14 protein-coding genes are annotated in these 13888 nt (G+C 65.1%); 4 read left to right on the top strand and 10 right to left on the bottom strand.

Going from position 1 to position 13888, the window contains the following annotated elements; translation table 11 throughout:
• Positions 1–31: 31 nt before the first annotated feature.
• The gene (locus tag IF803_RS11555; protein ID WP_461192213.1) at positions 32–811 is read left to right on the top strand and encodes an SDR family NAD(P)-dependent oxidoreductase; all 780 of its coding nucleotides are present in this window, start codon (positions 32–34) and stop codon (positions 809–811) included.
• Positions 812–912: 101 nt separating this feature from the next.
• Entirely contained in the window at positions 913–1800 is an 888-nt protein-coding gene (locus IF803_RS11550) for a TauD/TfdA dioxygenase family protein (protein WP_461192212.1), read from the top strand.
• 199 nt (positions 1801–1999) lie between these two features.
• Here the strand turns inward: IF803_RS11550 and IF803_RS11545 are convergent, their stop codons facing one another.
• Positions 2000–2656: a YqgE/AlgH family protein gene (locus IF803_RS11545; RefSeq protein WP_028342624.1), complete on the bottom strand. Its 657-nt coding sequence runs from the start codon at positions 2654–2656 to the stop codon at positions 2000–2002.
• Between the two features lie 136 nt (positions 2657–2792).
• Here IF803_RS11545 and IF803_RS11540 point away from each other — a divergent pair, with 136 nt between their 5' ends.
• The gene (locus IF803_RS11540) at positions 2793–3632 is read left to right on the top strand and encodes a protein-disulfide reductase DsbD domain-containing protein (protein WP_304498500.1); all 840 of its coding nucleotides are present in this window, start codon (positions 2793–2795) and stop codon (positions 3630–3632) included.
• A gap of 202 nt (positions 3633–3834) precedes the next feature.
• Complete coding sequence (locus IF803_RS11535) at positions 3835–5226, top strand: oligosaccharide flippase family protein (protein WP_461192211.1); 1392 nt, start codon at positions 3835–3837, stop codon at positions 5224–5226.
• Positions 5227–5310: 84 nt separating this feature from the next.
• Here the strand turns inward: IF803_RS11535 and IF803_RS11530 are convergent, their stop codons facing one another.
• From IF803_RS11530 to cysT, 9 genes are all read right to left on the bottom strand, one after another.
• Positions 5311–6492, bottom strand: coding sequence for an MFS transporter (locus IF803_RS11530; protein WP_461192210.1), 1182 nt, complete (start codon positions 6490–6492; stop codon positions 5311–5313).
• Between the two features lie 24 nt (positions 6493–6516).
• Positions 6517–7908, bottom strand: coding sequence for an FAD-binding oxidoreductase (locus tag IF803_RS11525; protein ID WP_461192209.1), 1392 nt, complete (start codon positions 7906–7908; stop codon positions 6517–6519).
• On the bottom strand, positions 7886–8065 hold the full coding sequence (locus tag IF803_RS11520; protein ID WP_196238192.1) for a hypothetical protein: 180 nt from the start codon (positions 8063–8065) through the stop codon (positions 7886–7888). Before IF803_RS11520 ends, IF803_RS11525 begins: the two co-directional genes overlap by 23 nt.
• An 84-nt stretch (positions 8066–8149) precedes the next feature.
• Entirely contained in the window at positions 8150–8938 is a 789-nt protein-coding gene (locus tag IF803_RS11515; RefSeq protein ID WP_137476689.1) for a 3-hydroxybutyrate dehydrogenase, read from the bottom strand.
• Between the two features lie 12 nt (positions 8939–8950).
• On the bottom strand, positions 8951–10120 hold the full coding sequence (locus tag IF803_RS11510) for a DUF3734 domain-containing protein (RefSeq protein ID WP_057016154.1): 1170 nt from the start codon (positions 10118–10120) through the stop codon (positions 8951–8953).
• Positions 10121–10228: 108 nt separating this feature from the next.
• The gene (locus IF803_RS11505; protein ID WP_016845206.1) at positions 10229–10726 is read right to left on the bottom strand and encodes a CAP domain-containing protein; all 498 of its coding nucleotides are present in this window, start codon (positions 10724–10726) and stop codon (positions 10229–10231) included.
• A gap of 302 nt (positions 10727–11028) precedes the next feature.
• Complete coding sequence (locus tag IF803_RS11500; RefSeq protein ID WP_028342240.1) at positions 11029–12078, bottom strand: sulfate/molybdate ABC transporter ATP-binding protein; 1050 nt, start codon at positions 12076–12078, stop codon at positions 11029–11031.
• Complete coding sequence (cysW, locus tag IF803_RS11495) at positions 12068–13030, bottom strand: sulfate ABC transporter permease subunit CysW (protein ID WP_461192208.1); 963 nt, start codon at positions 13028–13030, stop codon at positions 12068–12070. Before cysW ends, IF803_RS11500 begins: the two co-directional genes overlap by 11 nt.
• 8 nt (positions 13031–13038) lie before the next feature.
• Complete coding sequence (cysT, locus tag IF803_RS11490; protein WP_461192267.1) at positions 13039–13845, bottom strand: sulfate ABC transporter permease subunit CysT; 807 nt, start codon at positions 13843–13845, stop codon at positions 13039–13041.
• Between the last annotated feature and the right edge of the window lie 43 nt (positions 13846–13888).

Raw genomic sequence — 13888 nt, 5'->3', positions numbered from 1 at the left:
CACAACGCAAAAAATCAACGGGGGGTCCGTCATGTCCGAATACAAGCAGCTCAGCCGTTCGGTGAAGGGCCTCACCGTTCTCGTCACCGGCGCCGCCAGCGGCATGGGCCGCGCCACCGCGCGGGTGTTTGCCGATGAAGGCGCCAATGTCGCGGTCACCGACCTGACCGAAGAAGGCACGCAGGCGGTGGCGAAGGAGATTTCGGCAAGCGGCGGCTCGGCGAAGGCCTGGACGCTCGACGTCAGCGATCGCGACGCCATCACCAAAGTCGTCAACGACGTCGCCGCGCATTTCGGCGGGCTCGACATCATCGTCAACAATGCCGGCATCTCGGTGCGGGTGCCGATCGACGATCCCGCTTACGAGGACGCCTGGGCCAAGGGCATCGCGGTGATGCTGACGGCGCATCCGCGCATCATCCGCGCGGCACTGCCATACCTGCGCAAGTCGCGCTCGCCGCGCATCGTCAACATCGCCTCGACCGAGGCGCTCGGCGCAACCGCGCTGCACAGCCCCTACTCCGCTGCCAAGGGCGGCGTCACCGGCCTGACGCGCTCGCTCGCCGTGGAACTGGGACGCGAAGGCATCACCGTGAACTGCATCTGCCCGGGTCCGATCCGCACCGCGATCACCGACCGCATCTCCGAGGAGCACAAGACGCTCTACGCCAAGCGCCGCACCGCGCTCGCCCGTTACGGCGATCCGGAAGAGGTCGCGCACATGACGCTGAGCCTGTGCCTGCCCGCGGCGTCGTTCCTGACCGGCGCCGTGATTCCGGTCGACGGCGGGTTGATGGCGCGGAATGCCTGATCCGCGCGCGGCCGCGAAGCGTTGACAGCGCGCGCGTGGTGAGTAGCCTTCCTGTCAAACGAAGCGGGAAAACCGCCCGCGACAGACGGGGAGATACGCCAATGACGGTCCTGATCCGGCAGCTTCACAAGCACTTCGTCGGCGAGGTCTCCGGCGTCGATCTGCGCAAGCCGCTGACGAAGCAGGAAGCGATCGACATCGAGGCCGGCATGGACAAATACGCCGTGCTCGTGTTCCACGGCCAGGACATCACCGACGAGCAGCAGATGGCATTCGCGCTGAACTTCGGCGAGCGCGAAGATGCGCGCGGCGGCACCGTGGCGAAGAAGGAGGACTATCGTCTCTCCGCGGGGCTCAACGACGTCTCCAATCTCGGCAAGGACGGCAGGCCGCTGCCGAAGGACCACCGCACCCACCTGTTCAACCTCGGCAACTGCCTGTGGCACTCCGACAGCTCGTTCCGGCCGATCCCGGCGAAATTCTCGCTGTTGTCGGCGCGCGTGGTGAACCCGAAGGGCGGCAACACCGAATTCGCCGACATGCGCGCCGCCTATGACGCGCTCGACGACGAGACCAAGGCCGAGCTCGAGGACATGATCTGCGAGCACTCGCTGATGTATTCGCGCGGCTCGCTCGGCTTCCTCGACTACACCGACGAGGAGAAGGCGATGTTCAAGCCGGTGCTGCAGCGCCTGGTGCGGACGCATCCGGTGCACGGCCGCAAGTCGCTTTATCTGTCGTCGCACGCCGGCGCCATCAGGGGCATGAGCATGCCGGAGGCGCGGCTGCTGCTGCGCGACCTCACCGAACACGCGACGCAGCCCGAGTTCGTCTATGTGCACAAATGGACGGTGCATGACCTCGTGATGTGGGACAACCGCCAGACCGTGCACCGCGTCCGCCGCTACGACCAGTCGCAGCCCCGTGACATGCGCCGCGCCACGGTCGCGGGCACCCAGCCGACGGTCGCGCAGGAAGCGGCGGAGTAGCTAGCGCCGCCATCGTAGCCCCACTCACCGCTGTCGTAGCCAACCCCACAGCCGTCGTCCCGGGCAAGCGAAGCGCGACCCGGGACCCATAACCACAGGGCGCCATTATTGTGCGGCGCTGTGGCCCCAGCTCGCTCCATCCGCGCGTCCTGTGGTTATGGGTCCCTGCTTTCGCAGGGACGACACTGTGGGCGGGGCGCTACGCGTGGCCCGCGTCGTTCGACAGCATGCCGGCCTCGATGCCGATCTTGCGCAAGGCGCGCGCGTATTTCTCGTCGACGTCGGTACCGAAGATCAGCTCCGGATCGGCGTCGCAATGCAGCCAGCCATTGTGCTGGATCTCGTTCTCGAGCTGGCCCGGCGCCCAGCCGGCATAGCCGAGCGCGAGGATCGCGTGCTTGGGGCCGGCGCCCTTGGCGATCGCCTTGAGAATATCGACGGTCGCGGTGAGCGAGATGCCGTCGTCGATGTTCAGCGTCGCATCCTGAATGTAGAAGTCGCTGGAATGCAGCACGAAGCCACGGCCGGTGTCGACCGGCCCGCCCTTCATCACCTTCATCATCTCGGCATTCTCGGGCAGCTGGATCTGGTCCGACTTCTCGATGATGTCGAGCTGCACGAGCAGCCCGGGGAAATCGATGCTGCCGGCCGGACGGTTGACGATGATGCCCATCGCGCCCTCGGAGGAATGCGCGCACATGTAGATCACGGAGCGTTCGAAGCGCGGGTCGTTCATGACAGGCATCGCGATCAGCATCTGGCCGTCGAGATAGCCGCCTTCGGCGGCATGGGCGCCGACGGCCGGGCTTCTGCCGGCGGTCTTGCGAGTCTTGCCTGTTTTGCCTTCAGGGCGCATCCGCAAAGGCCTTTCCTGCTGATTTGACATCCTGATATCGGGTGGCGGTTCTGTCAATCAACCATCGACCGCCGTGCGGCGATGCATCACAAGCAATTCAATGGTTTGCACCGAAAGTTGCAGGTAAAGACGTCTCATGATCGTCATAGTTCCCTTGCGTGCCGCATTTGGCGTTGCCGCCCTGTTTTCCGTCGCATGTATGGCAACGGAGGTGCGCGCCGACGACGCCTCGCCGTGGCAACAGGACACGCATTCGGCGGTGCGGCTGCTCGCCGGATCGCGCAGCGGCGCGGTGCTGCTTGGCGGCATTGCGTTCCAGTTGCAGGACGGCTGGAAGACCTATTGGCGGACGCCGGGCGATTCCGGCGTGCCGCCGCGGTTCGATTTCTCCAGGTCGGATAACGTCGAGGCGGTCACCGTGATGTGGCCGGCGCCGCGGCAATTCGACGACGGCGCCGGCGGCACCTCGCTCGGCTACAAGCACCAGGTGGTATTGCCGCTGCGCATCGTGGCGAAGAATCCCGACAAGCCGCTGGTGCTGCGCGCCGACATCAACTACGCGGTGTGCGAGAAGCTGTGCGTGCCGGTGGAGGCGAAGGCCGAGCTGGCGTTCGCAAGCGTCGCATCGACCGAGGACGCCGTGCTGTCGGAGGCGCTCAACGCGGTGCCGAAGCCCGCCAATATCGGCGACCCCATCCCGTTTTCGATCCGCGACGTCAAGCGCGACGGCAAGAACCACGTGCTGGTCGATGTCAGCGCGCCCGAGAGTAGGGACCTCAGCCTGTTCGTCGAGGGGCCGACGCCCGACTGGGCGCTGCCGGTGCCCAAGCTCGTCGAACACGCGCCGCCGGGCGTGAAGCGCTTCTCTTTCGAGCTCGACGGCCTGCCGCCCGGCGCCAAGGCCGACGGCGCCGCGCTGAAGCTGACGCTGGTCGGCGGCGACAAAAGCTACGAATTCAATATCAATTTGAATTGAGCCGTAGGGTCATTCCGGGGCGATGCAGCGCATCGAACCCGGAATCTCGAGCTCCCCCGGTGCGCAATTGCGCACCTGAGGTTCAGTGCTTCGCACTGCCCCGGGACGACCCCGAAGGGGTGCGTCACCCAACCCAATCTTAACGTTTCGTTGATAGATCGGGGCCATTGCCGCCTCGCGGCGCTTTAGGAATTTTTCCGCCTTGGCTGTGATGGAGACACAATCCGCAACCTCTGCGCCATTGGGCCGGGCCGCACGCCTGCGAGGGCTCGCCGCGCGCGCGCTCGGCGGCACCAATGAGGCGTCGGTCACCAAGCGCCTCGCCGGCATGATCTTCGCCATCCGCGTCATCAGCGCCGCCATCGCCTATCTCGCGCAGATCCTGCTGGCGCGCTGGATGAGCGGCTCGGACTACGGCATCTATGTCTATGTCTGGACCTGGGTGCTGCTGCTCGGCAGCACGATGGATTTCGGCATCGCGCCCTCCGCGCAGAAGATCATTCCGGAATACCGCGCGCGCGGCGACCTTGCGGCGCTGCGCGGCTTCCTTTCCGGCGGCCGCTGGGTGGTGCTTGCGACGTCCAGCATGGTCGCGCTGCTGCTCGCCGGCGTGATCCACCTCGCCTCGCCCTGGATCGATCCCAACGCAATCGTGCCGCTCTATATCGGCTGCCTGACCTTGCCGCCCTTCGTCGTCGCCAACACCCAGGACGGCATCTCGCGCGCGCATGACTGGATGCAGCTCGGCCTGATGCCGCAGTTCATCGTGCGGCAGGGGCTGATCATCGCGCTGACCGCCGGCGCGCTGGCGCTCGGCCTCAATCTCGGCGCCACCGCGGCAATGATCGCGAGCGCCGCCGCGGTGTACATCGCGGCGATCGGCCAGATGGTCGTGCTCAACCGCCGCCTCACCGCCCACCTCGGGCGGGGCGAGAAGAGCTACGACGTCAAAGACTGGTTCGCGATCTCGCTGCCGATCATGCTGGTCGAGAGCTTCTATCTCCTGCTCGGCTACACCGACGTGCTTATGCTGCAGCAATTCCGCTCGTCCGAGGAGGTCGGCATCTATTTCGCCGTGGTGAAGACGTTGGCACTGGTGTCGTTCGTGCACTACGCGATGGCGGCGACCACGGCGCACCGCTTCGCCGAATACAACGCGCTCGGCGACAAGGACCGGCTGTCGGCCTATGTCGCGCACGCCATCAGCTGGACGTTCTGGCCCTCGCTGCTCGCGACCGTCGCCCTACTGGCGTTCGGCAAGCCGCTGCTGTGGCTGTTCGGCCCGAAATTCGTCGACGGCTACAGCATCATGTTCGTCGCCGCGATCGGCCTCGTGGTCCGCTCGGCGATCGGCCCGGTGGAGCGGCTGTTGAACATGCTCGGCCACCAGAGCATCTGCGCAATAGCCTATGCGGTGTCGTTCCTGATGAATGTCGGGCTCTGCATCGCCCTCGTCCCCCGCTACGGCGGCATGGGCGCCGCCGCGTCGACCTCGCTGTCGCTGACCTTCGAGACGATCCTCTTGTTCTATGTGGTGCGCTCGCGCCTCGGGCTGCACGTATTGGCGTTCGGCAAGCGGCGACCGGCGCCATAGCATTCCGCCGGACGCGGCCTAATGCGATGGCATGACCGCCGCCGGACTGGAAAACCTGCCTGACCGCGTTCAACCTTGCGCCTGTCAGGCGCGCCTGACGTCCGCCTGCTGCCAATCGTGGCCGGCAACCATACGGCGGAAGAACCACAGCACGGCCGGGCAAGCCAGCAGCGCGGCGGCGCCGAAGTCGAGCGCCGCGCTGGCGGAGCCGACCGAGGTGGAGAGCTTTCCTCCGATCGCAGGTCCCGCCAGCATGCCGGCGTAGAAGACAGTGTAGAATATTCCCATTCCGATCGGCCGCGTCTTCTGCTCGAGCACACGCGCAGGCAGGCTCATGATCGGACCGGCAGGCAGGCCGCAGAGGATTCCAAGAGCGATGACGACAGGAAGCACCGTGCCGCTGCGCGACAGGAGCAATGTCAGGAGCGCGAAGGCGATGCAGCCCGTGACCAGGATGATCTCGCCGCGCCTGGTCCGATCGGCGAGGAAGCCGCCCAACGGCACCGAAAGGGCGGCGAGCCAGAGCACGATACTGATGGTTGATCCGGCCGCGGCGCCGGACCAGCCTTGCTCGACGAGCATCGACGGACCGAAACTGAAGATCATCGCAAAACCGATGTTGTAGAGACACCAGATCAGGCCGGCGGCAATCACGGCGCAAATCGTGTCGGCGGTCAGGCTGCTGTGCTCGCCTTCAACCGCGACGGCCGCATCCGGCGCGCGATAAACCAAAGCGATGACGCCGAGGCCGATCAGGATCACCCCGGCGACGGCAAGATTGACGGCATGGAGTCCGAGCGTGGCTCCGATTGCCGGCAACAGCATGAGAGCGACGGCGATGCCGGCCGGCCATGAGTTGATGAAAATGGCCATCGCGGTGGCGATTTCCCGGCCGGCAAACCAGTCTGCGACCATCTTGGTCATCAGAACGTTCAGGAGGACGCCGCCGATGCCGGCAGTCAGTCGGCCCGCGATCTGCACGCTCCACGACGTTGACGTGGTCATCAGCAGTTCGCCCGCCAGCATCATCAGGAGACCGGCAAGGACCACCACCTTGTCGCCATAGCGACGGCCGATCGCGCCGCCAGGCAAGGCAAGCAAGGCGCCCGGCGCAAAGTAGAGCCCGATCAGAACGCCGATATCGGCGAGGCTCGCGCCCAGACCCTGGCTGAGCTGCGGCGCGATGGCCGCGACGCTCTGAAACTGAAAGGCGATGGTGGCGCGAGCGACGAACAGAGCAGCAAGGATGGTCCAGCGGCTTCGCATTTGGATTTTCTCCGATGCCCTGAACTATGCCGTCGGCTTGATGTTCTGGTTCAGGCGGAAGAAATTCGTCGGATCGTATTTGTTCTTGAGCGCGACGAGACGTGCGTAATTTTCGCCATAGGCGTCGCGTACTCGGTCTTCGCCCTCATCGCCCAGGTTGTTGGCATAGACGCCGCCGGTCGAATAGGGCCTGACGGCACTCCACAGCTCGCGGGCCCAACGCATGTTCGCCTCGTCACCGGCCGGATCATCCCAGATCGCCACGGGAAAGCAGTCGAACGACGCATCGCGGTTTGCGTAGGGCGAGCTCGATACCGGAACCCGTGCAATTGCGCCGCCGACATGCTGGAGGACCAGCAAGGACGAGGTGTTGGGGGCTCTCGCATAGGCGTCGAGCAGCGCGTCGATCGCGCCCGCACTGATCTCGCGCAGGAACTGCGCCTTCCAGTAATAGCGGCGTCCCCGCGGAAACAGGGCATCGCCACCCGACTGAATCTCGAGATAGGGGACGGTTGCGAGGCGCGTCTCGACGGGCGAGCCGAACTTGACGATCGGCGAAAGCGCGCGCTCACCGTCATGATGCGAGCCGACATAGCAACCGGAGATGTTGAAGAACCGGTCGCCCGACGGCAGCGTCACAAGAGCCGCATCGACGTTGACCTCGTCGGCAGCGTTTCGGGCGAATGCATCGTAGAACTGCATGGCCTCACGCGCCTGATCGTAGGGATAAAGCGTTGACGCGACGGGCAACGACGTGCCGATCGGATGCAACTGGTATTCGAACGCGGTCACGATGCCGAAATTGCCGCCGCCGCCTCTCAAGCCCCAGAGCAGGTCGGGGTGTTCGGTCGCGCTGGCCCTCAAGACCTGTCCCTCGGCTGTCACCACCTCGGCGGCAATCAGGTTGTCGCAGGTCAACCCGTATTTTCGCCCGAGCTTGCCGAAGCCGCCGCCAAGCGTCAGCCCGGCGATGCCGGTGTCGCTGTTGACCCCCATCGTGGTCGCGAGGCCGTGCGCCTGCGTGGCCCGATCGAATTCGCCGAGATCGAGGCCGGCCTCCGCGCGCGCGGTGCGCCGGACCGGATCAACATCGATGCGTTTCATCCGCGACAGGTCGATGACCATGCCGCCGTCACAGACCGAGAGGCCGGCGACATTGTGGCCTCCGCTGCGAACGGCCACCGGGAACGTGCGGGACCGCGCGAACGTCACCGCCTCGACCACGTCCCGGGTATCCGTGCAGTAGGCGATCATGGCCGGCCGCCTGTCGACGGCGCCGTTCCAGACCCTGCGCGCCTCGTCGTAACCGGCGCTCCCGGCGAGGACCACCTGGCCCTTGAGCCGTAGCTGGGAGGTGGGCCGAAGCTCGGAATGCGATTTGCCCATCACCTCGTCATATGGCTGCCGCTGCTCCATCCGATTTGCTCCTCGCCACGAATGCCCATGCCATCATCTCACGGCGTGCCAAATCGTCCTGAATCCGATCGGAAAAAGTTGCGAAAATTTGCCGAAAGGGATGGCTCCAGGCGATGGCGGCGACGCCGACATGCGCACGGCCTGCGATGTCGTCCACCCTGGCTCGCGGCCTCAAAACAAAAGCCGGCCCTGATCCAATCAGGGCCGGCTTGTTCTGAGGCCGCCAAATCGCGCCGGAAAATTACTCCGCGGTCCAGCCGCCGTCGATCGAGTAGTTGGAGCCGGTGATCTGCGCGGCGTCGTCGCTGCACAGGAACAGCGCAAGCGCTGCAACTTGATCCGAAGTCACGAACTCCTTGGTCGGCTGCGCGGCGAGCAGCACGTCCTTGATGACCTGCTCCTTGGTCATGTTGCGCGCCTTCATGGTCTCCGGAATCTGGTGCTCAACCAGCGGGGTCCAGACATAACCCGGGCTGATGCAGTTGCAGGTGATCTTGTGCTGCGCGAGCTCCAGCGCCACCGTCTTGGTGAGGCCGGCAATGCCGTGCTTGGCCGAGACATAGGCCGACTTGAAGGGCGAAGCGACCAGCGAGTGCGCCGAGGCGGTGTTGATGATGCGGCCCCAGCCGCGCTTCTTCATGCCGGGCACCGCGGCGCGGATGCCGTAGAATGCCGACGACAGATTGATCGCGATGATCGCTTCCCACTTCTCCGGCGGGAATTCCTCGATCGGCGCAACGAACTGGATGCCGGCATTGTTGACCAGGATATCGACCGAACCGAAGGTCTTCTCACCGAGCGCGATCATGTCGGCGATCTCGGCCGGCTTGGTCATGTCGGCCGGCGAATGCACGGCCTTGACCTTGAAGTCGGTCTCGATGCCCGAACGCTCCTTCTCGATATCGGCCGGAACGCCCATGCCGTTGAGAACGATATTGGCGCCGGCTCCCGCGAAGGCGCGCGCGATCGCCAATCCGATGCCGCTGGTCGAGCCGGTCACAACGGCGGTCTTGCCTGTCAACGTACCCATTATCGGTCGCTCCTATTTGCTTGCGGGGGGTGTGGGTTCATCCCCCGTGAGATCGTAAGTCACCATGGTTTCCCCGGACTGCGGCCGTTCTAGCCATTCTTTGTGACGCATCGACAAATGCACGTCGCGGACGCCCGCGCCCCAGTGCTCGACCATCGCAACATGGGAGAAGTCGTAGTCCTTCGACGAGCTCTCGTAGTTCTTGCTCTTGTAGATCAGGTGAACCACCGTGACGGTGTTCTCCTTGGACGCCTTGCGCAGCAGCTCGACCGACGGATCGTTCTTCAGGTAATCGGGCAGCTTGCCGATCAGGTCGCGCACCGCCATGCGGGCGTTGTGGATCTGCCTGTTCTTGTCGGTGTTCATCCGCGTCCGGCTGGAATAGCGGATGTCCTTCTCGCGCTCGGCGGCCTCCAGCAGCGTCTCCGGCAACGGCCCGCGCGCGCTGAACAGATCGACCTGGAAGATCAGGAGATCGCGGCTGGTCTCCTCGTCGAGCACGAAGTCGAGCGGGGTGTTGGAGGCGATGCCGCCGTCCCAGTAATGCTCGCCCTCGATCACGACGGACGGAAAGCCCGGCGGCAGCGCGCCCGAGGCCATGATGTGCTCGGGGCCGATCTTCTTGCCGAGCTTCCTGAACTCGTAATTGTCGAAATAGCGGAAATTGCCCGAGGTGACGCTGACCGCGCCGACCGACAGGCGCGTCTTCAGGTCGTTGATGCGGTCGAAATCAACCAGGCGCTCCAGCGTCTTCTTCAGCGGCGCGGTGTCGTAATAGCTCAGCGATTGCGAGCTGCCGGGCGGCCACAGCGGCGCCGGCGGAATCCGCGGCGTGAAGAAGCCGGGCACGCCGAAGGTCGCGATGATGGCGGCGCTGGTCTCGTTGAACAGCGAGCGGGCGCGTTCATGCTTCGAGACCGGATTCCACGGCACCGGCGCCGACACCATCTCCCAGAATTCCTTCAGCCGCGGCACGCGCTCGGCCGGCTCGTTGCCGGCGATGATCGCGGCGTTGATGGCGCCGATCGAGATGCCGGCGATCCATTCCGGCTCGAAGCCTGCGTGACAGAGCGCCTGAAAGGCGCCGGCCTGATAGGAGCCGAGCGCGCCGCCGCCCTGAAGAACCAGCACGCGCTGCGCTTGCGCCGGCGTCGAGGCAGGCGCGGTGTCGGAAGTATCCATTCGTAACCGTTGGGGCTGCAAACAACGAGAACGGCGCACCGTGGCGGCTGTTCGCCGCGGCGTCAATCAACGAGATGCGGAGGGCAGATCACGCGGAATTTATCGAGATCAGGTTGCCGCCAAAATGAGCGTCCAGAACACCTTGTACTTGGTGTTGGGTGCATAGACCGCCGCGATGCCCATTTTTGTGACACCGCCCTTCAGCATATTGGCCTTGTGCGGCGGTGAATCGCGCCAGCCCGAAAAGGCTTCCGCAAGCGTGTGATAGCCGGCCGAGATGTTCTCGACCGCCACCGTCGCAGGATAGCCCCCGGCCTGCAGCCGCTTGCCAAGGGGGGCCTTCACGTCATGGTCCATCTTGTTGCGGGCGGCCATCGCCTGCGATTGCTGCTCAGCGAGCTTGGTCAGGTCCGGATCCACCACGACGGTGCCAAGACCATTGTTCTGGCGGTACTGCGAGAACATGATCGCGGCGGCCTGGCTATCCAGCACCGCGCCGGGCTGTGCCATGTTGAGATACATGGCCGGTTCTTCCGGGAGTTTGGTGTCGGCGGCGCAGCCGGCAAGCACCAGAAGCCCGAACAGGGCGACCGTCGTCCGTTTCACTTTTGAGAACCCCCAAGGTTGGCCCGCCGTTGTTGCATACCAACCGTGGCTGAATGGTGAACAGGGGCTAACTTTTGGCCACACAAAACGCCGTCATTCCGGGGCGATGCGGTAGCATCGAACCCGGAATCTCGAGATTCCGGGTTCGGTCCTGCGGACCGTCCCGGAATGACAGGTGAGATTGTTGGCCTGGTAGCCCGGATGAAGCGAAGCGTAATCCGGGACAGCCCATCCGCGGAACGAAGCCCCGGATTTCGCTGCGCTTCATCCGGGCTACGGGTACTTCGCGCGGGGCTACGGCCCTACTCCTGGGCGGCAAAGATCCGGTAGCGGCGGGGCTGCAGGGAGACGATTTCGCCGGCCTGGAGCTCGCGGTCGCGGGGGGCGTCGATCTCGATCACGGTCTTGCCCTCGCTCCCCGACAGGGCCACCTCGGCGCGCTGGATCGGACCGAATGAACGGACATGCCGGATGGCGCCTTCCAGGGCGCCGGTTCCGGCCGGGCCGACCGCCATGTCGTGGCGGCGGACGAACAGTTTTGCCGCGCCCGATGCCGCGCCGAGCGCCGGAATGTTCAGGGGACGGCCGTCCAGCCGCACCGCATCGCCGGCGACGTCGACCGGCAGCACGATGGATTCGCCGATGAAGCCGTGCACGAAGGCGGTCGCCGGATTGTCATAGACCTCGCCGGGCGAGCCGATCTGCTCGATCTTGCCCTTGTCCATCACCACGACGCGGTTGGCGACTTCGAGCGCTTCTTCCTGGTCATGGGTGACGAAGATCGAGGTGACGTGGATCTCGTTGTGCAGCGAGCGCAGCCATTGCCTGAGCTCCTTGCGCACCTTGGCATCGAGCGCGCCGAACGGCTCGTCGAGCAAGAGGATCCGCGGCTCGATCGCGAGCGCGCGCGCCAGCGCGATGCGCTGGCGCTGGCCGCCGGACAATTGGCTGGGATAGCGGTTGGCCAGCCAATCGAGCTGCACCAGGTCGAGCAACTCCTTGACGCGGGCGCGGATCGTCGCTTCGTCCTTGCGGATCGCGCGCGGCTGCACGCGCAGGCCGAAGGCGACGTTCTCGAACACCGTCATGTGGCGGAACAGCGCGTAGTGCTGGAACACAAAGCCGACCTGGCGCTCGCTGGCGCCGCGCGAGAGCGCATTCTCGCCGTCGATCGCGACCTCGCCCGAGTCAGGCCAGTCCAGGCCCGCGATGATGCGCAGCAGCGTCGTCTTGCCGGAACCCGATGGACCGAGCAGGGCCAGCAACTCGCCGTCGGCGACCTTGAGATCGACATTGTCGAGCGCGGCGAAGCTGCCGAACGTCTTTACGATATTCTTGACTTCAATCGCCATCGGGCACCTCTGCCTCGTCGAGCCGCCGCTCGAGAACGGTTTTCGCCACCAGGGTGATCAGCGCCAGCATCGCGAGCAGCGACGCGATCGCGAACGAGGCGACGAACTGGTACTCGTTGTAGAGAATTTCGACCAAGAGCGGCATCGTGTTGGTCTCGCCGCGGATGTGGCCGGAGACGACCGACACCGCGCCGAACTCGCCCATCGCGCGCGCGTTGCAAAGCAGGACGCCGTACAGCAGGCCCCATTTAATGTTGGGCAGCGTGACGCGGAAGAAGGTCTGCAGGCCGGAGGCGCCAAGCGAGATCGCCGCCTCCTCTTCCTGGGTGCCCTGCTCCTGCATCAGCGGGATCAGCGCGCGCGCCACGAACGGGAAAGTGACGAAGATCGTCGCCAGCGCGATGCCGGGCACCGCGAACAGGATGTGGACGTTATGCGCCTGCAGCCACGGCCCGAAATAGCCCTGCGCACCGAACAGCAGCACGAAGACCAGGCCCGAAATCACCGGCGAGACCGAGAACGGCAGGTCGATCAGCGTGATCAGGAAGGTCTTGCCGGTGAACTCGAACTTCGAGATCGCCCAGGCCGCGATCACGCCGAACACGAGGTTGAGCGTGACCGAGATCGCGGCGATCAAGAGCGTCAGCTTGATGGCGGCGAGCGCCTCGGGCTCCGCCAGCGCCGCAAGATACGCGCCGATCCCCTTCGAGAAGGCCGATGCAAACACCACGACCAGCGGCAGGACGACGAAGATGCTGAGGAAAGCGATCGCCAGCGCGATGATGATGAAGCGGACCGGGCCGGGCTCGGTGCGCAAATTGCGCTGCGCCGTCCCCGGCTCCGCGCGCGCGATCTCGAGCCGCGGCCCCGGCGCCGCCACGCTGACATCGGTCGCGGGTGCGTAGGTCCGCAGTTGCGTGGTCGAGGTCACCAATCCCGTCTGCATCGACATCTTGAGCCTCAATGCACGGGGATGCGGGCTTGCGCCCAGCGCTGCAGCCGGTTGATCAGGAAGATGATCAGGAACGAGGCCACCAGCATCACGACCGCGATCGCGGTGGCATCGGCATAGCGGAATTCGGACAGCCGGATCACGATCAACAGCGGCGCGATCTCGGAGACATTGGGCAGATTGCCCGCGATGAAGATCACCGAGCCGTATTCACCGATGGCGCGGGCGAAGGCCAGCGCGAAGCCGGTGAGCAGCGCCGGGATCAGGCTCGGCAGGATGACGCGAAACACGGTGTGCCAGCGATTGGCGCCCAGGCTCGCCGCCGCCTCCTCGATCTCGGGATCGAGATCGATCAGCACCGGCTGCACCGTGCGCACCACGAACGGAATGCCGATGAAGATCATCGCGATGAAGATCCCGAGCGGCGTGAACGCGACCTTGATGCCGAGCTCGGCGAGCGGCGCGCCGAGCCAGCCCTTCTGAGCGAACAGCTGCGTCAGCGCGACGCCGGCGACCGCCGTCGGCAAGGCAAAGGGAATATCGACGATGGCGTCGAACAGCCGCCGGCCCGGAAAGCGGTAGCGCACCAGCGCCCAGACGATGATGGTGCCCATCACCAGGTTGACGCAGGCGGCCGCAAACGAAAGCCCAAACGAAATCTTCAGGGCATTCAGGGTGCGGCGGCTGGTGATGATGCCCCAGAACTGGTCGAGGCTGAGCTCGAACGTCTTGAGGAACAGCGCGGCCAGCGGAATCAGGATGATAACGGAGAGCCATGTCAGGGTCAGTCCCATGGTGAGACCGAACCCCGGCAGGGTACTGCGCCGTGCAACCGCTGTGCTCACATATCCCCCTGAT

Source organism: Bradyrhizobium sp. UFLA06-06, from assembly GCF_054820065.1.
Note: the sequence above shows the minus strand (reverse complement) of the source record. Positions and strands in the feature narration are given on the sequence as shown.

Coding starts and splice junctions, on each gene's coding strand:
- IF803_RS11555 (WP_461192213.1), top strand. CDS start 32: ATGTCCGAATACAAGCAGCTCAGCCGTTCGGTGAAGGGCCTCACCGTT.
- IF803_RS11550 (WP_461192212.1), top strand. CDS start 913: ATGACGGTCCTGATCCGGCAGCTTCACAAGCACTTCGTCGGCGAGGTC.
- IF803_RS11545 (WP_028342624.1), bottom strand. CDS start 2,656: ATGCGCCCTGAAGGCAAAACAGGCAAGACTCGCAAGACCGCCGGCAGA.
- IF803_RS11540 (WP_304498500.1), top strand. CDS start 2,793: ATGATCGTCATAGTTCCCTTGCGTGCCGCATTTGGCGTTGCCGCCCTG.
- IF803_RS11530 (WP_461192210.1), bottom strand. CDS start 6,492: ATGCGAAGCCGCTGGACCATCCTTGCTGCTCTGTTCGTCGCTCGCGCC.
- IF803_RS11525 (WP_461192209.1), bottom strand. CDS start 7,908: ATGGAGCAGCGGCAGCCATATGACGAGGTGATGGGCAAATCGCATTCC.
- IF803_RS11515 (WP_137476689.1), bottom strand. CDS start 8,938: ATGGGTACGTTGACAGGCAAGACCGCCGTTGTGACCGGCTCGACCAGC.
- IF803_RS11510 (WP_057016154.1), bottom strand. CDS start 10,120: ATGGATACTTCCGACACCGCGCCTGCCTCGACGCCGGCGCAAGCGCAG.
- IF803_RS11500 (WP_028342240.1), bottom strand. CDS start 12,078: ATGGCGATTGAAGTCAAGAATATCGTAAAGACGTTCGGCAGCTTCGCC.
- cysW (WP_461192208.1), bottom strand. CDS start 13,030: ATGTCGATGCAGACGGGATTGGTGACCTCGACCACGCAACTGCGGACC.